This window comes from Arthrobacter sp. 05T47 (assembly GCF_056395825.1).
In genome coordinates this window covers 45,953-68,392 of record NZ_JBFTKG010000022.1, presented here as the reverse complement: position 1 = coordinate 68,392, position 22,440 = coordinate 45,953, and the positions used below count along the sequence as shown (strand labels likewise).

Genomic DNA, 22,440 nt, shown 5'->3' with positions numbered 1-22,440 from the left:
GGGGCTCGGCGGATATGCCAGTCCGGCGGCCGCTGCGCCTGCARCCATTGTCCCTGCGGGGCCATGCTCATTTCGGCACCTTGAACAGTTCGCCCGGTTCTGCCATCTGCTGCCGGTGGACCCAGCCGGCAAAGCGGGAGTCCGGATCGACCAGCAATGACTGCGGCSCCCCATCTTCGAGGATCTCGCCGTCTTCGAGCCAGATCACCCGGTCGCACGATTGGGCCGAGTTGACGTCGTGGGTAATGGTGATGGAGGTCCGGCCCTCGGTGAGTGTGTCCAGGGCGTCSAGGACYGAATCCCGGGAGGCCGGATCAAGACCGGCCGTCGCCTCGTCCAGGATCACGATGGGGGCCTTGCGGAGCATGGCGCGGGCGACGGCCAGCCGTTGACGCTGTCCGCCAGAGAGATCGTTGGCCGCCTCGCCGAGGACAGTTTCGTAGCCCTCGGGCAGTGCGCGGATGAAACCGTCGGCCTGGGCAAGGACTGCCACGGCTTCGATCTCCTCATCGGTGGCGTCGAGGCGGCCGAACCTGATGTTTTCCCGGACCGAAGTTCCGAACAGCACGGAGTCCTGGAGCAGGATTGAGACATGGGAACGCACGGAAGCGATGGTCAGGCCCCGCAGGTCCTCCCCTCCGAGGCTGACACTCCCCTCCCACGGGTCCACCATCCGAAGGATCATGCTTGCCAGCGTGGACTTCCCTGCCCCGGAGGGCCCCAAAACGGCGCAGTGCTGACCCGCCGGTATGGTCAGGGTGATTCCCTTGAGCACCGAAGCCCCGTCGAAGTGGCCGGCCCAGACGTTGTCGAACACGACGTCCGGGTGGGGGCTCTTGAGCGCGACGGCGTTCGGTGACTCGGGAACGTCACTCTGGGCGTCGAGCAGGTCGGCCACCCTTTCCCCGGAGGCCGTCGCGCGGGCGATGCGGCTGGTGTACCTGGCCACATCCTTGAGCGGCCTCATCCCGGTTTTCAGGTAAAACAGGAAAACGGTCAGATCTCCGGGGGTCATCGCATGTTGCATCACCCTCCATCCGCCGGCAGCCAGGACCACCCCCGTCGCGATTCCGGTCAGGACGTCGGTTTTCCGCTGCAGGCTGGCGGACAGCCTCAGCGTGGCCACCCCCGAGCCAGACGCTGCCTGGTTGCTCTTGCCGAAGCCCGAGCTGAGGGTGTCTTCGAGTCCATACGCCTGGACTTCGCGCATTGCTCCCAGGGTTTGTGCGGCTGTGGTGGCCAGGGCACTTTCGCCCTTGCGTGATTTGCGGGCCGCGGTGGTAATCGATCCCGAGCTCTTACGGGAAAACAAAATGAATATCCCGATGGACAGGAACGTCACCAGAGCGATAAAAGGATCGAGCCAGAGCATGATGATCATCATTGCGATCAGCGACACGATGTTGCCGATGAGAGGGAGCCCTGCTGTGACTGCCACGTCCTGCAGCCGGGATACGTCCGCTACGAGCCGCTGGACCGTGTCGCCGGTGGAGGCGTGGCTGTGGTGGCGCATCGACAGGCTCTGGAGGTGGCGGAAGGTCCGGGCGCGTAGTTCGGAGGAAATGCGGGTACCCACGAGGGCAAACGAGATCGCGGAAAAGTAACTTGCCACGGCCCGGATCAGGCTGATGACAACTATTGCGCCGGCGCAGAGAAGCAGCACCTCGGAGCTTGCCTCCACGCTGAGCGGGGACCTGCGCAGATTGGCGCCGAGTGAGTGTGAGACGGAGTCGAGGACGATCTTCACGGGCCACGGTTCAAGAAGCCGGAAGAGGATTTCCACGGCCATGGCAATGAATCCCCAGGTGATGAGCAGCCTGTGCCCGCGCAGATGCGGGCGGATGCAGCGCAAGGTCCGCTGCATCGGAGTGGGTTCGGAGGACGCGTTGGTGCCGGTCCTTCGCCACAGTGTTCGCCAGCTACGGGGGTATGAATGCCTGGCAGCGGTGGTCATTGCCTGGCCAGTCTGCGTGCAGGCGGCAGGGCCTCGGTGATCCGGGACAGCACACCGCTCCAGCTGAATCTCTGCACAGCGTCGCTGCGGGCCTCGAGCCCGAGCCTCTCCCGGAGGTTCGGGTCTTCGCCGAGCCGGATGAGGGCATTCGCGAGTGCGGCCGGCTCCCCGGGCGGCACGAGGATTCCGGTGCGGCCGTCCTGGATGATGGATGGGATCTGGCCCACGGCGCTCGCGATCACGGGCAGCGCGGCCGCCATGTACTCAAAGACCTTCAGCGGCGAGAAGTAATCGTCCTCGCCGGGGGCGTCCGGGGGATAGGGGGCGGCGGCGGCGTCGAATTCTGCCAGGAGTCCGGGCACGGCAGCCGGCGAAACGGCGCCGGTGAACACCGTTGGCACGCCGAGAGACTCGGCGAGGCGTTCGAGATCCTTCCGTCCGGGGCCGTCACCAACCACCTGGACCTGCCAGCGCAGGCCCGGGTCAAGCGTCTGTTGGTTGGCCAGGGCCACACCGTGCAGCAGGCCGGGGACACCATGCCAGGGCTTCAGCGTTCCGACAAACCCGACCGTGAGGTGATCCGGATTCCGGCGCCCGGGCCGGCGGGCCGAAATCCGGTCGACGTTCACGCCGTTCGCTGCCAGCACGGTTCTGGCGGTCGGCACCCGCGCCCGCACCCAGTGCACCACGGGATCCGAGACGCAGGCCACGACGTCGGCCGTTGCCGCGTTGCGGCGGAAAACCGTCTCAGCCTTCTTCACATCAAGCAACTGACGGTACCGCTGCTGCTCCTCGATGAGTGGGGCGTTGACTTCGAGTACTGACGGCACGTCCAGGATGCGCGCCACCACGGACAGCGCCGGACTGAACAGCGAATAGCGCTCGTAGAACAGCCCGCAGCCGTTGCGCAGGACCTCGTCCGCCAGGCCCAAGGCGGCGTCCTGTACGGCCCGTTCCCGGGCGGGGCCCGGGACGGATTCCGGCCTGACTTCGACGACGTCGAGATCGGCAAGATCGCTGGGCCGCTCCGTGCCGATCTGGGTGCAGTAGACCGTGACGGCGGCGCCGGTCCCGCGCCACGCCCGGACGATTTCCTGGACGTGCACCGAGGAACCCTTGGTGCCGAAAACAGGCACGCCGGGGTCGGCGCAGAGGTATGCCACGCGTGTCATGCGACTCTCCTTTCCGAACGGGAGAGGGACCTCAGGATCTCGGCCTGGCGGTGGACGTCGTAGTCCTCCTCGATCAGGGCGCGGGCATTGCGGGACATGGCAACCCTGTCCGTGGCGGGGGAGCTGAGCGTGCGGATGCCGCGGGCCAGGACGTGCGGGTTGCCCGGCCGGACCAGGACTCCGGTGGAGCCGTTCCGGACCACCTCGGGGATCCCAGTGACGGATGTGCTGACGCAGGGGACGCCGGTTGCCATGGCCTCGAGCAGGACCGTGGGCATGCCGTCCGCGTTGCCGTCGGCGCCGATCACACAGGGCGCCACGAAGATATCGGTGGAGTGGAGCAGCTCGTGGACCTGGTCCTGGGTCTGGGGGCCGAGGAGGCGGACGTGCTCGCGGAGCCGGAGCTGATCGATGCTGGCCTCCAGCTCCTCGGCCATGGGCCCCGTCCCGGCGATCCGGAGGTCCATTTTGACCCCCTGGTCCAGCAGTTCCGCGGCCGCGGGCAGCAGATGCTGGAAGCCTTTCTTCTCCACCAGGCGGCCGATGGCGGCGATCCGCAGGGTGGTTCCTAGCGGGTGGGGCTCCCGGTAAGGGAAGCGCTCCAGCTCCAGCCCGTTGCGCACCAGATGGAGCCGGGACGTCGAGCCCGGGAAGCGACGGCGCAAGTAGCGCATGTTGTACTGGCTGATGGTCACGGCGTGGTGGGCCTGCTCCAGCTTGAGCCGCAGATCCTCGTCCTGGACTGATTCATGGAAGATATCCACGGCGTGGGCCGTAAACGAGAAGGGGATGCCGGTAATAAAGGAAGCCAGCCGGGCAACCGTCGTGGCGCCCGAGGCGAAGTGGACGTGCATGTGCCGGATGTTCCGGCCCTGCAAGGCGGTGGCCAGGTTGATGGCCTGGACTGCTTCGTCCGCCGTCGCCGCGGCGAGTTTGGCGAAGTTCAGGCCAAGGGCGGCCGTGAGCCCCGCCTCCTCGGCCAACTGGAGGGCCTCCCACAGGGCTATCGTCTTGATGGGGCGGTCAATGTAGGTCACCGGTGCCTGGACCCGGGCGAGCTCGGGGTGGAACCGTGAGTCGTTGGTGGGCAGGAGCGAGAAGATCTCGATCCGGTCCCCCGCCGCTTCGCGGGCCAGGATTTCCGCAACGATGAACGTTTCGGAGAATCGCGGATACATTTTGAGGACGTAGGCGGTCCCCGGTTCAGACGGCGACACGGCTCGCACCGCCCTTCGCGCGCCTTGTGGCGATGCTTTCGTCCGGCTGGAACTCATCGGCCCCAAACTGATCGGACGTGGCAACTTCGGTGCCGAACTGGTCGGAGTCGGCCAGCGGCCTCAGCAGTTCTGCGGCCAGTTGAGGAACGCGGATCAGGCCGTCCAGCACCGCACGACGGCGGTCCACGGTGGTGCCGATCCGGGCGGCCAGCCAGTCGGCCAGGATCTCCGGCGTGAGCGTGCCGATCTCGTGCTGCTCCAAGTACCCTGCCGCGGCCAGGGACGCGGCCCGGATCCGTTGCTCGGCGCGCGACTGCGTGCGGGGCACGATCAGCGCGGGAACCGCGGTGCTCATGATCTCGCACACCGTGTTGTAGCCGCCCATGGCGACGACGGCGCTGGCGTGCCGGATGTGGAACACGAGGTCATCCACGGCTGCCACCACCTTGACGCCGGGGCGGGCCTGCTTCCGGAGGTCGTTGAGCTGCTCGGCGGGCATCTGAGGTCCGGCGACCACCAGGTGTCCCAGCCCGTCAGGGACCGGCGCGGCGACGGCGACACTGGCCAGGGCGTAACCGTCCGAGCCTCCGCCGACCGTTGTCATGTAGTACTGCCCGGGCATGCAGCTGGTGCCAGAGGCCGCGGGGCGGCCCTCGGCGAGGTAGCCGGTGTATCGGATGAGCTTCCGGAGGGTGAACGGTATTTCGCCGGCGGCGACGGGATCGTGGACGGCGGGATCGCCGTAGACCCAGATGGCATCGAACAGGTCCTTGACCACCCGGGGTCCGCCTACCCTGGCCCATTCGGCGAGGGCCGCGGCGGGCGCGTCAAGGACCTCGCGGAGGCCGAGCACCACGCGGACCGGCCCGGCCGTGCGTGCGCGCCGTAATGCCGTTTCGAGTTCGCCGTGGACGCCGGTGGCGTGACGGTCCACCACCACCAAGTGGGGGGAGAAACCCGCCAGCGTTGCCTGCAGCAGCCTGGCCCGCAGCGGCACGAGCTCCTGCATGGGCAGCGTCAGGTTCCTGGGCAGGTAGCCCGAGGAACCCTTCGCCACGCCGGGCAGCAGGACCCAGTCCCACCCCTCGGGCAGCAGGAACGCCGGGGCCAGGGCTGTGCCGGTAATGAGGATTCCGGTTACTGGGCGGCCGATAAGCCCGGGCAGCTGATTGGTCAGTGCGTGGGCCAGCGCCAGATTCCGACGCACATGTCCCAGGCCCACTGAATCATGTGAGTACAGCACGATCCGCATTGGCTCCACAGCAAATCCTCCCGCCCCCGATGCACGGGACACAGCGGTGATCGCAACTGATTCTGATCACAAATGGGTCCGGTGCCGGCGCTGTCTGATGATATTCATCAGCCTGCGCCCCAAGAGTGAGGATGGGATGAGGGGAAGATTAAGGATTCCTCATCAAAGGGCCGGACTTTGCGGCCGTGCGCTTATCAGCCGCCAGATTAGCGAACCAGAACAGCCGCGGCTCAGTCAGACGCGGACGTTGGCGGCCTGCAGGGGGATCTTGATCAGGAAGGTGGAGCCGTGGCCGTATTCGGATTCCACGGTGGCCACGCCGCCGTGCGCCTGGGCGATTGCCGCGACGATTGCAAGGCCCAGTCCCGAACCTTCCTCGCCGCGGCCCGTGTGCGCCCGGCCGAACCGTTCGAAGATCCGTTGCTGGTCCTCCGCGGCGATTCCGCTGCCGTCATCGCGTACCCACAGCACCAGGGTGTCCTGTTGTGGGCGCGAGGCCCCGTCGTTTGCCGCTGGGCTCTCAATCCGGGAACCCAGCGCGATCGTGGAGGAAAGCCCGGTGTATTTGACGGCGTTCGCGGCGAGCTGGACCAGGGCCTGTGTGAGGCGCTGCGGATCCGCCTCCACCACGTAGTCGGCCTTTTCATCGATCTGCCAGTTGCGCTCGGCCAGGACGTGCACCTTTTCCATGACCTGGTCCATGAATTCCGGGATCCGGACGGATTCACGCCGGATGAAGCCGGGATCGCCGGAGTTGGCGAGCAGCAGGAGGTCGTCCACCAGGCGCTGCATGCGGTCCACCTCGTCCAGCAGCACGTCGCGCGTGGCAATGACGTCGTCCGGGTCATCCACCGTCACGAGCTCGAGGTGCCCACGGAGGATGGTCAGCGGGGTCCGCAGCTCATGGCCGGCGTCGTCCAGGAACTGCTGCTGCTGCTGGGCGCCTTCATCCAGCCTTTCGAGCATGGTGTTGAAGGTCTTGGCGAGCAGTGTGACGTCGTCCTCGCCCTTGCGGACTTCCACCCGTTGCGTGAGGTCTTCCGGGCCCACCGCCCTGGAGGCCTCGCGCATACGGCGGAGCGGATCGAGCAGGCGGCCGGCAACGATCCCGCCGATCACAGCGGCCGCCATGAGCATGGCGAGGGCCACCAGCGAGTACGTCCGGACCGAGTCGGCGTTATGCTCGCGCTGGTCGCCGGCGTCCCGGCCAACCAGGAAGAAGGTCCCGGTGGCGCCCTTCATGGGCACCACCACAGTCCTCAGCGGGCGGCCGTCCGCGTTCAGCTCTCCGAAGGAGGCGCCCATTGGACTCCTGAGCTGGACGGCGTCGGCGAACATGGTGTTGTTCAGAAGGGCGTGGTCCCCGTTGCCCTCAACGGTCCACGCCACGCGCCCGTCCACGATTCCGGCCATGACCTCGTTGCTGCGGGGCTCGATATCTTCCGCGGCCTCGCGAAGCGCGCTGATGTACGTCCTGTTCGCATAGTCCCCGGACGTCTGCTTTTTGGTCTGGACAAGCCTGACCACGGCGTTGGCTTTGTCCAGGATCGCCTGGTCAACCCTGGCATCAGAATCCTGGAACTGGACCACGAACGTGACCAGCCCGGCGGTGACCAGCCCGGCGAGCATCATGCCCAACATGGCGGCCACCACCCGGAAACGCACCGAGTGGATCTTTGCGCCCCAGCCGGACGGGTCCTGGGTTTCCGGCGCAGCGGACCCAGCGGGCGGCGCGGCCTGGCCGCTCCCGCCTGGATGTTCGTCCGACGTGGTCACTGCGCTCCTTTCCTGAGACATCCCTGTCCCTTCACGTACCGCGAAGACCTGCTTAGCTCAGGCGGTACCCGGCGCCGCGGGTGGTGAGGATGCGCTCGGCGCCGATCTTTCTCCGCAACTGGCGCACGTACACGTCCACCACATTGGAAGTGCCGTCGAAGTCGTAGCCCCATACGTGGCTGAGCAGTTGCTGCCGGCTCAGGACCTGGCCGGGATGGAGCAGGAACATTTCCACCAGGGAGAATTCGCGGGAGGAGAGCTCCACCATCCTGCCGTCGACGCTGACGGTGCGCGTGAGCAGGTTCAGCTCCAGGGGCCCGTAGCGCATCACGTTTGTCGACGGTGGATCGCCGGAGTCCCCCTTGCGGATCCGGGCACGGATGCGGGCCACCAGTTCCTCGAAGTGGAACGGCTTGACGATGTAGTCGTCGGCGCCGCCCTCCAGCGCCGCGACGGTGTCCGTGGAGGATCCGCGAGCCGTGAGGAAGATGACCGGGATGCCCACCTGGCCGCGGCGCAGTGCCGCCAGGACGGCATAGCCGTCCAGCCGGGGAAGCCCGATATCCAGGAGCAGGAGATCGAATTCGCCGCTGGACGCGTAGTCCACGGCCGTGACGCCGTCGGCGACCACGGTGGGCGCGTAGCCGGCGGCGCGCAGTCCCTTTTCGATGAAGCGGGAGATGCGTTCTTCGTCTTCTGCGATGAGGATGCGGATCAAGGTGACTCCCTGGAAAAGCCCGGATCCGGAAAGTCCCTGTAGGCCGCGCGGTCGCGCGGACATCATGCGCGGGATCCTGGCTTGCCCCAATACTGCGGCATCTCCTGCGCACGAGCCGGGAGGAATTCCGAGGCCCCAGCAGCCTCGATCAGCCCGGAGTGCGGGCGGGGTCCGGGCCCCTGGTATGGGGCCCGCTGTCTTTTTGGCGCGTGCTTCGGTCAGGGCGGCGCGGCGGGCCGTGCGGGACCGGAGGTCCCTGCTTCGGCGGGACGACAGGTACGAGATTCAGAAGGAATGAACATCTGGGTGCTCCTCCAGAGGACGGCCCAACGGTGGGGGCTCCATCGGGCAGCTGCGGCTGAGACTATTCCCGCTTCTTTCATCCTGCCCCTGTAATGGAGCGTGCGCCACCTTTGATTGGTGGAAATTCAGTCTGTTAACAGCTCCCGCACAGCTGCACGGCGCCATGTCACGCCGCTGCAGCACTGCTAACTGAACACCTCTACTAACTGAACACCGCTACTGCCGGAACAGGGCGCCGGTGACCTGGTGCGTCAGATCGTGGATGAGGTCGAGGCGGGCCGCACTGTCGGCGTCGTCCGGTCCCCACGTGTAGATGACCACCGCGTAGGAGCGGTCCCCGGCGCTGAGCAGGGCGGCGTCGTGGACGTAGCCCTGCACTACGCCGTACTTGTGGTGGACGGTGATGCCGGGGTCCACGGCCGCCGGGATGAGGTCCTCGTCATTGGTGTGCTGCATGTAGCCGAGCAGTTCCGCGGTGTGGCCGGCGTTGAGCAGCTTGCCGGTGGCGAGCTGCTGGAGCAGCCGGGCCATGTCCGGCGGGGCCAGGAGGTTCTGCTCGGGATCGTAGGTGATGCCGAGGGTGGCGGCGTAGGCGGTGAGGTTGGGGTAGCCGATGTCTTTCATCAGCAGCAGCCAGGAGTCGTCGCTGCTGGTGTTGATCATGGCCTTGAGCTGGAACGCGGCGTTGAACGAGCCCATCGGGGCGTCGAGGGACTTATCGCCGGTTTCCACCAGGTGGTAGTAGGCGGCCGCGGTCAGGACCTTCGCTGTGCTTGCCGCCGTGTACAGTGCCACGTCGCCGTAGCTCTGCAGCTGGCCGTCGTGGGTATCCACCACGGCGACGCCGATCCTGTGGTCGGGGTGTTCACCGATGATCCGCTGGATCTCGGCGGGGAGGTCGACGGCGGGCGCCGGGGCCGCCGTCGCCGTGGGGGACGGGTTCGGCGCCTGCCTGCCGGCGGCGGTCAGGAGACTGCCGGCCAGGAAACCGCCGCCAGAGAAAGTATTGCCCGGCGGGGCGGTGCGGAAGACGCCGAGGACCACGACGGCGGCCAGCACCAGCGCGGTGACGGCCCACACCAGCACCAGGTTCCTGCGGTGCGTCGGAGCGGCCGGCCTGGGCACCGGATTCGTCATGTGCGTGGCCTTCCGGGCTCGGCAGGGGGTGGTGCCTCTGACGTTAGGCCCGGCCGGGGGTGAAGTCCACGGAGCGCGCGGGGGAGCGCCGAAGTTGGCCAAAAATCCCGCTCGCCGGTCTACTACGCTGGCACTCATGACCCGGAAAATTACTGTCAGCCTGCCGGACGCCGCGTTGCGTGAATACCTTCAGCCGCACCCGGACGTCACCATCCTGGAATGGGACCTCGCCGGTGAGCCGCCCGTGCCGCGGATCGACATCGTGGTGCCGCCCTACATGGGCGGCCCGCAGGTCCTGCAAGGCCTGGAGGCGGTGGACACGGCCCTGGTGCAGAGCCAGTCGATCGGGTACGACGGCGTGGCGGAGTTCCTGCCGTCCGGCCGGATCTTCGCCAACGCGGCCGGCGTGCACGAGACCTCCACCGCGGAGCTGGCGCTCGCGCTGATCCTCGCCAGCCAGCGCGAGCTGCCCCGCCTGGTCCAGAGCCAGCAGGAGGGCCGGTGGGACGCCAGGCCAACCGCCAGCCTGGCCGACCGGCGGGTCCTGATCGTCGGCTACGGCGGGGTGGGCAAGGCGATCGAGGACCGGCTCCTTGCCTTCGAGACGTCCGTGACCCGGGTGGCCAGCAAGGCGAGAACGGACGACCGGGGTCCCATCCACGGCATCGAGGAACTCCACGCGCTGTTGCCGGAGCACGACATCGTGGTGGTGGGGGTCCCGCTCAGCGACTCCACCCGGCGCCTGATCGACGACGCGTTCCTCTCGGCCATGCCGGACGGCGCCCTGGTGGTGAATGTGGCCCGCGGACCGGTGGCGGACACGGACGCCCTGGTCCGGCACACCGGCTCCGGACGGATCCGCGCCGCGCTGGATGTCACCGATCCCGAGCCCCTGCCGCAGGACCACCCGTTGTGGCGGACACCGGGCGTCATCATCAGCCCGCACGTGGGCGGGGCGAGCTCGGCGATGCGCCCCCGGATGGGCCGGCTGCTGCAGCGCCAGATCGGGCTCATGCTGGCCGGCGAACCGCCCGCGAACGTGGTGCTGGGCGGCTGATCGGGACAGGCAGGACGGCCGAGCCGTTGATGCCCGTTGCCGTGCGGGAACCGTTGCTCCGCAGGGGATCCTGTGCCAGCCTCGAAGTGATCCCATCGCCGGAAGACGACGACGGGCGGCAGCGAAGGAGCACGGCATGGGACTGATCCATATCGACCTGTTCACCACGCTCGACGGCGTTGCGCAGGCGCCAGGCGGGCCTGACGAGGACCCGGACAGCGGCTTCGCGTTTGGCGGCTGGCAGGCGCCTCTCTGGGACGAGGTCGTCGACGAACAGGTCGGCTCCGGAATGGCGGAGATGGATGCGCTGCTGCTGGGGCGCCGGACCTACGACATTTTCGCCGCGTACTGGCCGCACGCGGACGGGGACATCGCGCGGCTGTTCAACCGCCTCCCGAAATACGTGGCCTCGCGCCAGGCGCCTGCCCTGGAGTGGGCCGGCTCCACACTGCTCGGCCCTGATGTCGCCGCCGCCGTGCGCGAACTGCGCGACCGGCACGCGAACACCCACGTCATCGGCAGTCTCGACTTCGTGCAGACCCTGTTCGCAGAGCGGCTCTTCGACCGGCTCACGCTCTGGGTGTATCCGATCCTCCTCGGCGGGGGGAAGAAGGTCTTCGCCGACGGGGTGGTTCCGACGAACCTCAGGCTCATCGAGCCGGTGGTCGCCTCGCCAAAGGGTGCGGTGATGCAGCGCTACGCCCTCGCCGAGGGCACGCCCGGCGTCGGCGACATGTCGGACGTCGATCAGGAGGCTTAGGAAAGGTCAGGAGGGGCAGGCGGGCCGCCGCTGCGGGCTACGGGTTCTCGGGTGAATTCTCCGGCCGGGCTGTGTCCACCACGCAGAACCTGTTGCCCTCCGGATCGGCAAGGATCACATAGTCGGCGTCCGCCGGCCGCTTGCTCCACTCCACCCGCGTGGCGCCCAGGGCCAGGAGCCGGTCCACTTCAGCGCCCTGGGTGTCCGTGTACAGATCCAGATGCAGGCGCGGCGGCACCTGGACGGCGGCCGGGACGCGGTCCAGGGAGATGCAGGTGCCCACACCGTCCGTCGGCGCCAGGATCACAAAGTCGCCGTCGGGTGCGTACCGCGGCTCGTAGCCCAGGGCGGTCTGCCAGAAACGCATCTGGCGTTCGAGGTTGTCCACCCGGATCACGATCGAGCCAATGCTCAGCATCCGGCCAAGCTACACCCGCCCGCAAAGCCCGGCAACTGATATGCCTGCCGCGGGGACACACTCCGATTCGCCCTGAGAGAAACCCAGCTAGCTCCCGGCGGCCGGACGTAGACTGACCGTCACATCGTTCTGTGCGAAACAGCCCGTGACGCGTGAAGTGGAGACCGGATGCTCTGGAAACTGCTTGTCGAATACCTGAGGCCGCAGCGGCGGCTGCTGCTCGCCGTCGTCGTCTTCCAACTGGCGGCGTCCATCGCCTCGCTGTACCTTCCCACCCTCAACGCGGACATCATCGACCAGGGCGTCGCGACAGGGAACACCGACTACATCCTGCGCATCGGCGGCATGATGCTCATGATCACCCTGCTGCAGGTCGCCTGCACCATCGCCGCCGTCTACTTCGGCGCGAAGGCCGCGATGGCGCTGGGCCGGGACGTCCGCGGGGCCATCTTCACGCGGGTGGCCGAATTCTCCGAGCAGGAAGTCACCCGTTTCGGCCCGCCCAGCCTGATCACCCGCTCCACCAACGATGTCCAGCAGGTCCAGCAACTGGTCCTGATGTCCGCCACGCTCATGGTCACGGCGCCCATGCTCTGCATCGGCGGCGTGATCATGGCCATCCGGCAGGACGTGCAGCTGTCCTGGCTGATCGCCGTGAGTGTGCCCGTACTCCTGATTGGGGTGGGGTCGATCATCATCCGGATGGTGCCGCTGTTCAAGCTCATGCAGGGCCGGATCGACACCGTCAACCGGGTGCTGCGCGAACAGCTCACCGGCATCCGCGTGGTGCGGGCCTTCGTCCGGGAGGATGTGGAGACCGCGCGCTTTGCCCGCGCCAACGAGGACGTCACGGACAGCGCGCTGCGCGCCGGCCGGCTCATGGCACTCGCGTTCCCCACCGTGATGCTGGTGCTCAACGTCTCCAGCACGGCCGTGATCTGGTTCGGCGCATTCCGGATCGAGGACGGCTCCATGCAGGTGGGCACCATGATCGCCTTCCTGAGCTACCTCATGCAGATCCTGATGTCCGTCATGATGGCCACGTTCATGGCGATCATGATCCCGCGCGCTTCCGTTTCCGCGGACCGGATCAGCGAGGTGCTCGGGACCGAGTCCAGCGTCCGGCCGCCACTGCATCCGGTCAGCTTTGCCGGCCGGAGCGGCCGGGGCGAGCTTCAGATGCGCGACGTCGGGTTCGCCTACCCGGGTGCCGAGCAGCCGGTGCTCTCGGACGTGAGCTTCACCGCCCGGGCGGGGCAGACGACGGCGATCATCGGGGCCACCGGTTCCGGCAAGACCACCCTGGTGAACCTGATGCCGCGGCTGTTCGATGCGACGTCCGGCTCGGTGCGGATCGACGGCGTGGACGTCCGGGAGCTCCACCCGGACCTGCTGTGGGGGCACATCGGACTGGTCCCGCAGAAGCCCTTCCTGTTYTCCGGCACGGTGCGCAGCAACCTGCTTTACGGCAAACCGGACGCCACCGAGGACGAGATCTGGCGGGCCCTGGCCATCGCGCAGGCGCAGGACTTCGTGGAGGAGCTGGAGGGCGGGCTGGACGCGCCGATCTCGCAGGGCGGCACCAACGTCTCCGGCGGCCAGCGGCAGCGGCTCGCCATCGCCCGGGCCCTGGTGAAACAGCCAGAGCTCTACATCTTTGACGACTCSTTCTCCTCGCTGGACACCGCCACGGACGCCAGGCTGCGGCAGGCGCTCARGCRGCACACGGCCGGGGCCACSCTGGTGATCATCGCCCAGCGGGTCTCCAGCATCGTGGACGCGGACCAGATCCTGGTGCTGGACCRCGGCAGGATCGTCGCGCACGGCACGCACCCCGAGCTCCTGGAAACGTCCGAGACGTACCAGGAGATTGTGAACTCCCAGCTCGCGGCGGAGGAGGCAGCATGAGCCGCACCGACAAGGCGCCCACGCCGGCCCCCGCCGCTGCTCCGACGCAGGCGCCGCTGCGGATTCCCCGCCCCGCCGGCGGACCCGGCCGTGGCGGACCGTTTGCCGGGATGAACATCCCGGCAGAGAAAGCCATGAACTTCGGCCCGTCGGCCCGGCGGCTGCTGGGGGAGCTGCGGCCCGAACGGCTGTGGCTGGTGCTGGTACTGCTGCTCGCCGTCGTGAGCGTGACGTTCTCGGTGATCGGGCCCCGGCTGCTGGGCGAGGGCACCAACCTGATCTTCGCCGGCGTCGTGTCCAAGCAGCTGCCGCCCGGTGAGACCCAGGCCCAGGTGATCGCCCAGCTGCGTGCCGCGGGGCAGACCCAGCAGGCGGACATGCTCAGCGCCATGACGCTGACGCCCGGCACGGGGATCGACTTCACCGCCCTGGCCACCGTGCTGCTGTGGGCGGTTGCCCTGTACGTGCTGGCCTCGGTGTTCGGCTGGCTGCAGGCGTACATCCTCAACGGCGTCGTGCAGCGCACGGTGTTCCGGCTGCGCGAGCGGATCGAGGCGAAGATCAACGCGCTGCCGCTGCGCTACTTCGATTCCGTGCAGCGCGGCGAGGTGCTTAGCCGGGTGACCAACGACGTCGACAACGTTTCCCAGAGCCTGCAGCAGTCCATCAGCCAGGCCGTGACCTCGCTGCTGACCGTGGTGGGCGTGCTGGTGATGATGCTCCTGCTCTCGCCCACGCTGGCGCTGATTGCGCTGGTGACCATTCCGCTGACGCTGGTGACGACGGCGGTGATCGCCAAGCGCTCGCAGAAGCTGTTCGTGTCGCAGTGGAAGCACACCGGCGAGCTGAACGGGCAGATCGAGGAGACGTACACCGGGCACGCGCTGGTGAAGGTCTTCGGCCGGCAGCGCGAGGTGGAGGAGCGGTTCCGGCAGAAGAACGTGGAGCTGTACCAGGCGAGCTTCGGCGCGCAGTTCATTTCCGGCCTGATCATGCCGGCCATGACGTTCATCGGGAACCTGGTCTACGTGGGGATCGCCGTGGTGGGCGGCCTGCAGGTGGCCTCCGGGGCGATGCAGCTGGGCGATGTGCAGGCGTTCATCCAGTATTCCCGGCAGTTCACCCAGCCGCTGGCCCAGCTGGGCTCCATGGCGAACCTGCTGCAGTCCGGCGTGGCCTCGGCCGAGCGGGTGTTCGAGCTGCTGGATACCGAGGAACAGGGCCCTGATCCTTCTCCCTCTTCTTCGCCTGACGGGGGCCGGGGGCGGCTGGTGTTCGAGGACGTCTCCTTCTCCTACTCACCGGACAAGCCGCTGATCACTTCGCTTTCTCTGGTGGCGGAGCCGGGCCAGACCGTTGCCATTGTGGGGCACACCGGCGCGGGCAAGACCACCCTGGTGAACCTGATGATGCGCTTCTACGAGCTCGACGCCGGCCGCATCACGCTCGACGGCGTGGACGTCACCGCGATGACCCGCAACGAGCTGCGCTCGCGGATGGGCATGGTGCTGCAGGATACGTGGCTGTTCGGCGGGACGATTCGGGACAACATCGCTTATGGCCGGCCTTCTGCCACTGAGGACGAGATCCTGGAAGCCGCGCGCGCGACCTACGTGGACCGGTTTGTCCGGTCCCTGCCGGCGGGCTACGACACCGTCCTGGAGGACGAGGGCTCCAATGTCTCGGCTGGCGAGAAGCAGTTGCTCACGATAGCGAGGGCTTTCCTGGCCCGGCCGTCCGTGCTGATCCTGGATGAGGCGACGAGCTCGGTGGACACCCGCACCGAGGTCCTGGTGCAGAAGGCGATGAGCGCCTTGAGGAGCGACCGGACTTCGTTTGTCATTGCCCACCGTCTCTCCACCATCCGCGACGCCGACCTCATCCTGGTGATGGAATCCGGCCAGATCGTGGAACAGGGAAGCCATGCTCAGCTGCTGGCCGCGGGTGGGGCCTATGCGGCCCTGTATGAGGCGCAGTTCGCGGCTCCTGTGGCGGAGGTTTAACTGTCCTGCTGGCCTGCATGGCCGTCAGAGGGGACCCACGAGAGGGCGAGCCAAGGTGCGACAGGAGGCGGTGACGCCGGTCGCTGCGGGTCTTAGGCCTCAACCTGACACGAGACAAATAGCAGCCAGAACTTGCAGGTGCAACTTGTCCGGGTTTCGGACACGTTGGCCTTGTTGCGTCTACGACGTTTGGCTGCTGCCTCTTGCCGGTTAGATTTCCGGGGTAATTGCGGCTCGTACTTACCAGGGGAGAGTTTGGCCACGAATGCTGTGTCGGACACGTGATTCACGAGGTGACTCGGCGGTGCCCGCCTGAATCCGAGCCTTAGCTCTGGTTCAGACATGGTCTTGGACGTTTGCCGTGCGGATGAAGTTGACGAGTCTCTGCACTTCGGCTTTTAGGTCGTGGGGAAAACCATGGGCCGGCATCCATCGACTACTGACAGCCTCGGCAACGTCAGACTTCCTGAATGTGATAGGTGTGCCGCTGTGGAGACTATCTTGAAGTGGGTTTTCGTAGCGGTCGCCCTTCCAGCTCGGTGTGGCGTTCGGATACAGGTCTCGCAGGGCTTCCGTGAACAGGTCCACCGGGATGTAGTTTTCAACGGTGTAGCCAGCTGTAACCCAGGTGTGGCTGTGTTCGTCTGTTGCCAGCTGCTCGATAATCCTCAGCTTCGTGGCTCCCAACGTGTCTGTTTTCTTCTGCATGTCGGAATCGATGACAACGACCATGTTTCGATTGAGCCGTCTGAGCGAAATGAAGGCATCTGCATCGGCGTGAGGGTCGTCTGTTGAGAGGTGGCTTAGCAAGGACCCGCCGTAAAACATGATGACGTAGTGGACGCCTTCCAAAAGCTTTGGGTCGAGGAGTGAGATCCACTTTCGAATGTAGAGACGGTCTGATGGCCCTTCAACCCAAATGACGCAGTTGGATTGCACGATGTCCGAAGCGCGATAGCCGAGCCTTGCACTTAGGATGGACAACTCGTGGGGAGTGACCGCCGGAGCTACCTCGGTGCCCGAATCTTCTATCCAGACATGGGAAATGGAAGCAAGCTCGGTGTCCAGCATGTGTGCGGAGTGAGTGGCAATTAGGTATCGGTTGTTCGTGTTTTCTTTTAGGTAACGGATCAGCCGACGCTGAAGTATGGGGTGTAGATGTACTTCGGGCTCTTCAATGCATACCAAGTGTTCGTCGATGACTGTCGCGGCTGCCGCCAGGATGATGACCTCGTGGACACCTGTTCCCAAGTGCTCTAGGGGGAGCACTCGATTCTTGCTTCTGACAAGGATCTCATCGTGGGTGTATGGGATGTGTATTGTGGCGCTTTCGTCGTCGAGTACTTTGCGAACGAACTGGTTGATCTCCTGAAACTTTCGTAGCTTGTCCGGGTCTTGGTTCTCTGGGCTCTGCAGCTCGGCAAGTTTGATAATGAGGTTTTCGCCGCTGTGGGAGGAAGCGCCAGAGTCGCTTGACCGGACGTGCCGTAGACCGTCGATAGTCTCGACTCGGGGCAGGTATTGCGGGATRTCCATGTCCGCGAGAAGTCCTGAAATGGCATACTGACCGCCCCACCTTGAACTCATGGGTGAAAGGGCCGAGAGGCTGCTGAGTTCCATACGAACGGCGTAGCCATCTCTGTCCCTGTTCGAGTACTCCTTCTGAACCTCTTCGACAAGTGAAGGGTTCTCCACGACGAGTCCGCCGTTGTGGCCGATTTCGAAGTCGAACCAGGCTAGTTCTGAGTCTTGGCGACGGAATGTTGGTTGACGCAGGAGGTGAACCAAGGCTTCCGCATGTTGCTCGTTTGCTTGGTCGCTGAAGCTCAGTAGTTCCGACGCTGACTCCATATCGGGTCGAACGCCTAGGGCGAGTTTCGGTTTGTCAACAAATGCGCCGTTTAGGGGTTGGTCCAGGCTGCCAGCAGTCATCCAGCTTTTAAGCGTTCCAAGGCGGTCATCGTCGCTGAACATCGCATGGGCGAATCTAAGGATGTTTGACTTGCCACTGTTATTTGGGCCAGCAACGAGGTGAACCTTGTCGATGGGACCGATAAGCTGCGAGTTGGGGCTCCAGAAGCTGCGGTAGCCCGTGAAGCCGAAGCCGGCAATCACGTCAAGTCTATTCACGTGTCACTCGGTCTTCGCAGTGTTGGATTCCGGTGCGGTAGGTTTCGCCATGGTTTCAACCCTATCCATTGGCGGCGGCGTTTTGGCGGCACCCAGTGCCGCGTTCATCTTTGGAAGTGATGGGACACGCGTGCGGTGGCTGACTCGGTCGGTCAGCGGTCCAGGTAGGACCCGCTGTAGCCGATCCGACGTGGCGCGAGTTGGAAGAACTCAAGGATGCAGGTTCTCGGTGACCTCACCGCCGCTTTCGCCCGCCGGCAAGGCTGGAAATGCTCGACCCCGCCACCTTGAACATCGACATCAACCTCTGTAAGGACGTCTCGCTCAAGCCAGAGTTCATCGCGCGCATCAGGGCCCCCGACGTGCTCGAGTCCGTGACGGCCCTAGGCTAGATCGTCCTCCCACCTTTTTGGCCACTCCGGCCGAGCGCGGTCGATGGACATTCGCAGCTGCGTGCGTAGGAAGTCACTCGGGTCTGCATCGGCCGCAACGAAATGACCAAGAGCGGCAGTAAGGAGCGACCGGGCAGATTTTATGCTCATGAGGCAATCCAGCAACGGCGGATGGGCCTGTGGGCCCTCTGTGACGGCTCGAACTACAACTCCCGACATTGTGAATTCGGTTACACCAATCTTCCTAAGTACTTTGTTCAGCTCCCGTTTCGCTGCCTTGTCGTGGTCATCAACTTTCAAGAAGTATGGCTTGATGACTTCAGCTAGATTCGTCTTTGCGGAATGCGTCAACGCTTTTCGTGACCAGCTCTGAAGCTGGGCAGCCTCCTGATGTCCCTCGATGTAGTGAAGGAGGGATCCGCCTGTCTCTGGATCAAGGCTTTTGAGCTCTGCTGTCAGCTTACTCCGCGCGAAGGAACCAATTTTCCCTGCTTCTTTGCTCCAGTTGGCCAAGAGGAAGAGAATGGCAACCTTGCCTGGGCCGCCTTTTGCCAGCCCGTCGTTAATGCGTTCGGTCACGAGTTTCCATGATTCATCGTCATCTTCGGTGACTTCTTTGAGGACGCGATTCAGTTGATCGCTGTGCATACCCGCCGTTATGGATAGCAGGTGCAGAGCGATGTTGGTAAGCCTGCGGCGGTACTTGGGAGCGTTTGCGGCGATGTCGTCATCAAGGATATCCAGGGCTAGCAAAGGGCCTATGCAGCAGGCACGGGAGACTTGGGACTGGAGCCCGATGTCATCAACCAATGCGAGAAGGCCATCGCGAAGTGTTTGGTGTTCCTCGAATAGGCGTCCGGCGCCGAGGAGCCAACTGTGTCGCCAGTGTGTGGAATGAGCAGTGGCCTCGAACGGTTGGAGCGCGTACTGCTCGCCCTGGCTGAAGAAGAATGAAGCGGCCATGAATTCCTGCAGACTTCGGAGCTCGAAGCCAACGTGCCCGGCGACTCGGGGTACTAATAGCACGAGGCGGTCAAGGGCTGCTTCGGAGAGATCTTTCTTTATACGTGCTGTGTCTGCCTCGGAAAACTTCTCATCTTCACGCAACCGGTGCTCGATGACTGACTCGAACTGTTCGACAGTCAGCAGTGCGTCTGCGTGACCCACAGCTTCGGCTTTCTGTTGTAGAGCTAGGCCCACCCGCTGATGCACGAACTCCACGTTTCTCCGTTGCCCTCGAAGGAGCTTGGCAAGGTGTGAATGGCTTTTATTCATCTCGCGTTCGTAGATGGTCGAGAAGTACGAATTGAATAGTTCGTGCCGACTCTCAGGGAGACTGATTCTCTTTGCTAGCAGGAGACTCATGATCGTCACCTGCAAGGGGGTCACCATCAACTTCGAAGTGGCATCTCTGCGCAACGCTTCGGAGGCTTGYTCGTTGACACGAACCCGTAGTTCATCATCGTCTGCGTACTGAACCGCCGACAGCTGGCCGACGTAGCTTAGCGCTTCGCTAGGAGCGAGAGGTGCCAGAACGAGGTGTTTATACTCCTCTGGATTCATTTCACCGGCGTAACCTTGTGGTCGCGTCGTTGCCACAACAAACAGATCTGCGTCCACTTGCCTGGCATCTGTAAGGAAGTCGGCCACCTTCTCGAAGACACGTTCACGAGCTGCTCGTGTTGGAACCTCGTCTAAACCATCCAGGATCAGGATCCAAGGCCACTGGGCGAGCCACTTTTTTAGCTTGGCGGGTGTTACTTCGCCATCATCGGAGGACATTTCGGTCATTTTTGATGCCATGAAGCGAAGAACGCCTGTATTTTCTCCGCCAGCCACGGCATCACCGAATTCACTGAGTTTTATGGTGAAGGGCCATCTCCTGTTTGAGGGTTTGGGGATGCCTAGCTCAGCGAAGATGTGATGGCTCAGAGATCTCCTGATGTTTCGTTCAGCAGGATCGAGCTTGGAGTCCGGGTAGTCTTCCAGGAAAGCTAGCCTGTAGGTCTGACTCAAAAGCTGGCTGAGTGTGGACTTCCCCTGGCCAGGGCCACCAAGTATCAAAACGTTTGACAAGTCTGGCCGTGTGTCGGCAGGGCGCAACATATTGTCACCAAGAGCGACGATCTGGTTGAGCGCGCCGTTAGCGCGGCGTTCAGCCGGTGTCTCCCCAATTAGGCGTCGCTCCGTATCCAGTACAGGGAGGTCAATTGCGACCTGTGAGAGCGGCAGTCTCGTGGTCGGGTCCCCTCCTGATTCGCCGAGACGAACCCACTGATCATGCCGGAGGCTCTTGATCGTGTGTGTCTTGTACAGGGATTCCAAGCTGCCATCCGGCAGACCGAGAAGCTCTTGCATCTGGGCTATCAGGTCGCCAGCGCTGAGGAATCCCTTGTACCTATTTCGAACCCCTTCGTGGAGGTCGAGAAGGGCGCAAATCTTGTCACCATCCCAGATGTCCCAGCCCTTCACTCCCAGTTCAGTGAGCTCCGTCTTGAGGAAGTCGTTGATCGTGTCAACGCCACCCGACTTGGGAACAGCTGACAGAAATACGTTAGTCGTGAAAAGCAGGTACTCCGGCAGTCGTCCATCGATCCGACGTCTCTTAGTTTTGTCTTTCCACTCTTTGATCTCCTTCTGCAGCTCACCCTGCAACCAGATCGCGTTGTTGCCTACATCGCTGGGACGTTGGCGGAATTTGGCCTGGATGACCACATAGCCATCCCAATGCCCCGAAGGCGGCGACGGCTCTGGGTAAGACGTGAGACCTTCAAACGTCGCTTCACGCCCCCCGTCCTTGCCCTCTCCGAAAGGGCGCACAGCGGCACCGAATGCGGCAATGGTGAGGGCACGGGTGACATGCTCAAACTCCCGCGTACCGAGGCGTTCAAGGTGATAGTCGCTCATGGATTGCCCTGCTGACTCGATCCGGTCACCATAAACACCTCAGTCAAGGCTCGGAATCTTCTTCCCGTGGTTTCAATTCCGCCGTACAAAGCATCTCCATCTCAGGGTCCAGTTTTCACTACTTTAGGGCCGCTTGGGCGAGCTCCGCCCTGTTACTCGAACGACGCGCACAGAATTCGGGCCAGCGAGCCAGAGCTCAGGGGTTTATCTCGGCTGTCAACGGAAGGGGACCTGGCTGGGAATCACTGCTATGGACGGACGTCCCGCAGCCCGGAGTAGTTCACGTACTCCCGAAGCAGCCTCATCAGGATAGGGCGTTGGGCCTACGGCAATCCCAACAATTGGAAGGTCCTGGACCGGCTCTGGTTCGTTGGACGAATTATTCTTCGAATCAGCCGGCAGGCAAAGCTCGACGTATGGGACGATGCCGTATCTGCTGGCCCGATGCTTCACATAGACGAGATCCGTGTGAAGACCCGCCCAGCACACGACTCTCATCTCCCGCTCATCCTCAAAACCCGGGTGTTTGAAGGTCTGGAGCTCGTTATAAATGTCGGACATGACATCGAGTTCGTGTCTGTCGGCCCATTCTCCGTTCGAGCGAGCGACGGAAGCGCTCTCTAGTTCTCTCAGCCTTCCCCAAGCGATCTCGATCTGACTCTCCGGGTTGTAGACGGCGTCCCGCCATGGGAAGGAACCAAGATCGCGAAGGGCGTTCTCAAATACCTCTTGCTTGGAGTCCTGCTCAAGGAAGCCCAACTTGTCAACCATCTCTTCCGTCATAACTCTCTGCCGGCGCATCGACATGGCCTTCGTGGCATCGAGTCCGACGGCGAAACCGACTTCGGGCCCAGTGTAATTGCGCCACATGGTCAGGTTGTTTGGATCTTTGCAGCCGCAGGCGACAAACGTCTTGTAGGGATCCTGGGATGTCGCATAACGCAGCATGGACTCGAGGTCTGCGAGAACGCCGGTATCCAGGTAACCCTTATGCCGCTCGAGAAGGTTCCTGAGCAGTTCCGCCCCCGTGCGCATCTCGTGACGGTCGTTCAAAAACGCCGCCGAGCTGGCCCAGAGAACGTTCTCTCGAATAACTCCGGCCAGACCAGCCGCATTTGTGTAGTGCCAGATGATCCCATCCGGCCAGCTCTTAGGTGAGAGCAAATCGGGCGACTCGGATGGATTAGGCTGAAGGGGAAGCGGGCTCATCCGCCAAGACTATTGCCAGAACTGTCTAGATAGTGCCGGGGCAAGGCCAATTGTGCGGTGAACACGACCTGACGATCGAGGGGACTGATGGTCGCCGCGCCCAGGTCAAGCATCAGGTGGACCTGCG

Annotated in this window: 16 protein-coding genes; 5 read left to right on the top strand and 11 right to left on the bottom strand. The window is 64.2% G+C overall.

The window, feature by feature from the left end; genetic code table 11:
* Positions 1–67: 67 nt before the first annotated feature.
* From AC1DEY_RS15385 to AC1DEY_RS15355, 7 genes are all read right to left on the bottom strand, one after another.
* Positions 68–1,864 (bottom strand): ABC transporter ATP-binding protein, encoded by a 1,797-nt coding sequence (locus AC1DEY_RS15385; protein WP_476868703.1) that lies wholly within the window; start codon positions 1,862–1,864, stop codon positions 68–70.
* Positions 1,865–1,950: 86 nt separating this feature from the next.
* Positions 1,951–3,126, bottom strand: a complete 1,176-nt coding sequence (locus AC1DEY_RS15380; protein WP_476868702.1) for a glycosyltransferase family 4 protein — start codon at positions 3,124–3,126, stop codon at positions 1,951–1,953.
* On the bottom strand, positions 3,123–4,343 hold the full coding sequence (locus tag AC1DEY_RS15375) for a glycosyltransferase (RefSeq protein ID WP_476868701.1): 1,221 nt from the start codon (positions 4,341–4,343) through the stop codon (positions 3,123–3,125). The genes AC1DEY_RS15380 and AC1DEY_RS15375 overlap by 4 nt, the downstream gene beginning before the upstream one ends.
* Positions 4,330–5,595 (bottom strand): glycosyltransferase family protein, encoded by a 1,266-nt coding sequence (locus AC1DEY_RS15370; RefSeq protein WP_476868713.1) that lies wholly within the window; start codon positions 5,593–5,595, stop codon positions 4,330–4,332. The genes AC1DEY_RS15375 and AC1DEY_RS15370 overlap by 14 nt, the downstream gene beginning before the upstream one ends.
* 234 nt (positions 5,596–5,829) lie before the next feature.
* Positions 5,830–7,371, bottom strand: coding sequence for a sensor histidine kinase (locus tag AC1DEY_RS15365; protein ID WP_476868700.1), 1,542 nt, complete (start codon positions 7,369–7,371; stop codon positions 5,830–5,832).
* 52 nt (positions 7,372–7,423) lie between these two features.
* Positions 7,424–8,089: a response regulator transcription factor gene (locus tag AC1DEY_RS15360; RefSeq protein WP_476868699.1), complete on the bottom strand. Its 666-nt coding sequence runs from the start codon at positions 8,087–8,089 to the stop codon at positions 7,424–7,426.
* Positions 8,090–8,608: 519 nt separating this feature from the next.
* Complete coding sequence (locus AC1DEY_RS15355) at positions 8,609–9,529, bottom strand: serine hydrolase (protein WP_476868698.1); 921 nt, start codon at positions 9,527–9,529, stop codon at positions 8,609–8,611.
* Between the two features lie 136 nt (positions 9,530–9,665).
* Here AC1DEY_RS15355 and AC1DEY_RS15350 point away from each other — a divergent pair, with 136 nt between their 5' ends.
* Together AC1DEY_RS15350 and AC1DEY_RS15345 are read left to right on the top strand one after the other, a co-directional pair.
* Positions 9,666–10,586, top strand: a complete 921-nt coding sequence (locus AC1DEY_RS15350; protein WP_476868697.1) for a 2-hydroxyacid dehydrogenase — start codon at positions 9,666–9,668, stop codon at positions 10,584–10,586.
* 136 nt (positions 10,587–10,722) lie between these two features.
* A complete protein-coding gene (locus AC1DEY_RS15345; protein WP_476868696.1) occupies positions 10,723–11,346 on the top strand; it encodes a dihydrofolate reductase family protein in 624 nt (207 codons plus the stop codon).
* Positions 11,347–11,383: 37 nt separating this feature from the next.
* Here the strand turns inward: AC1DEY_RS15345 and AC1DEY_RS15340 are convergent, their stop codons facing one another.
* A complete protein-coding gene (locus AC1DEY_RS15340; RefSeq protein ID WP_476868695.1) occupies positions 11,384–11,764 on the bottom strand; it encodes a VOC family protein in 381 nt (126 codons plus the stop codon).
* A 168-nt stretch (positions 11,765–11,932) separates the two neighbouring features.
* Between AC1DEY_RS15340 and AC1DEY_RS15335 the strand changes: the two genes are divergently transcribed.
* Together AC1DEY_RS15335 and AC1DEY_RS15330 are read left to right on the top strand one after the other, a co-directional pair.
* The gene (locus AC1DEY_RS15335) at positions 11,933–13,672 is read left to right on the top strand and encodes an ABC transporter ATP-binding protein (RefSeq protein ID WP_476868694.1); all 1,740 of its coding nucleotides are present in this window, start codon (positions 11,933–11,935) and stop codon (positions 13,670–13,672) included.
* Positions 13,669–15,675: an ABC transporter ATP-binding protein gene (locus AC1DEY_RS15330; protein WP_476868693.1), complete on the top strand. Its 2,007-nt coding sequence runs from the start codon at positions 13,669–13,671 to the stop codon at positions 15,673–15,675. Before AC1DEY_RS15335 ends, AC1DEY_RS15330 begins: the two co-directional genes overlap by 4 nt.
* Positions 15,676–16,011: 336 nt before the next feature.
* On the opposite strand, the gene AC1DEY_RS15325 is transcribed toward AC1DEY_RS15330, so the two are convergent.
* Entirely contained in the window at positions 16,012–17,805 is a 1,794-nt protein-coding gene (locus AC1DEY_RS15325; RefSeq protein WP_476868692.1) for an AAA family ATPase, read from the bottom strand.
* Between the two features lie 269 nt (positions 17,806–18,074).
* Between AC1DEY_RS15325 and AC1DEY_RS15320 the strand changes: the two genes are divergently transcribed.
* Positions 18,075–18,197, top strand: a complete 123-nt coding sequence (locus AC1DEY_RS15320) for a hypothetical protein (RefSeq protein ID WP_476868691.1) — start codon at positions 18,075–18,077, stop codon at positions 18,195–18,197.
* Here AC1DEY_RS15320 and AC1DEY_RS15315 read toward each other — a convergent pair.
* Positions 18,189–21,104 (bottom strand): NACHT domain-containing protein, encoded by a 2,916-nt coding sequence (locus AC1DEY_RS15315; RefSeq protein ID WP_476868690.1) that lies wholly within the window; start codon positions 21,102–21,104, stop codon positions 18,189–18,191. The genes AC1DEY_RS15320 and AC1DEY_RS15315 overlap by 9 nt on opposite strands.
* Before the next feature lie 216 nt (positions 21,105–21,320).
* The gene (locus AC1DEY_RS15310; protein ID WP_476868689.1) at positions 21,321–22,313 is read right to left on the bottom strand and encodes a DUF2971 domain-containing protein; all 993 of its coding nucleotides are present in this window, start codon (positions 22,311–22,313) and stop codon (positions 21,321–21,323) included.
* Positions 22,314–22,440 lie beyond the last annotated feature (127 nt).

What these genes read in the sequence shown, in the direction of transcription:
- AC1DEY_RS15345 (WP_476868696.1), top strand. Translation starts at nt 10,723, where the DNA reads ATGGGACTGATCCATATCGACCTGTTCACCACGCTCGACGGCGTTGCG.
- AC1DEY_RS15310 (WP_476868689.1), bottom strand. Translation starts at nt 22,313, where the DNA reads ATGAGCCCGCTTCCCCTTCAGCCTAATCCATCCGAGTCGCCCGATTTG.
- AC1DEY_RS15320 (WP_476868691.1), top strand. Translation starts at nt 18,075, where the DNA reads ATGCTCGACCCCGCCACCTTGAACATCGACATCAACCTCTGTAAGGAC.
- AC1DEY_RS15370 (WP_476868713.1), bottom strand. Translation starts at nt 5,595, where the DNA reads ATGCGGATCGTGCTGTACTCACATGATTCAGTGGGCCTGGGACATGTG.
- AC1DEY_RS15340 (WP_476868695.1), bottom strand. Translation starts at nt 11,764, where the DNA reads ATGCTGAGCATTGGCTCGATCGTGATCCGGGTGGACAACCTCGAACGC.
- AC1DEY_RS15350 (WP_476868697.1), top strand. Translation starts at nt 9,666, where the DNA reads ATGACCCGGAAAATTACTGTCAGCCTGCCGGACGCCGCGTTGCGTGAA.
- AC1DEY_RS15380 (WP_476868702.1), bottom strand. Translation starts at nt 3,126, where the DNA reads ATGACACGCGTGGCATACCTCTGCGCCGACCCCGGCGTGCCTGTTTTC.
- AC1DEY_RS15330 (WP_476868693.1), top strand. Translation starts at nt 13,669, where the DNA reads ATGAGCCGCACCGACAAGGCGCCCACGCCGGCCCCCGCCGCTGCTCCG.
- AC1DEY_RS15355 (WP_476868698.1), bottom strand. Translation starts at nt 9,529, where the DNA reads ATGACGAATCCGGTGCCCAGGCCGGCCGCTCCGACGCACCGCAGGAAC.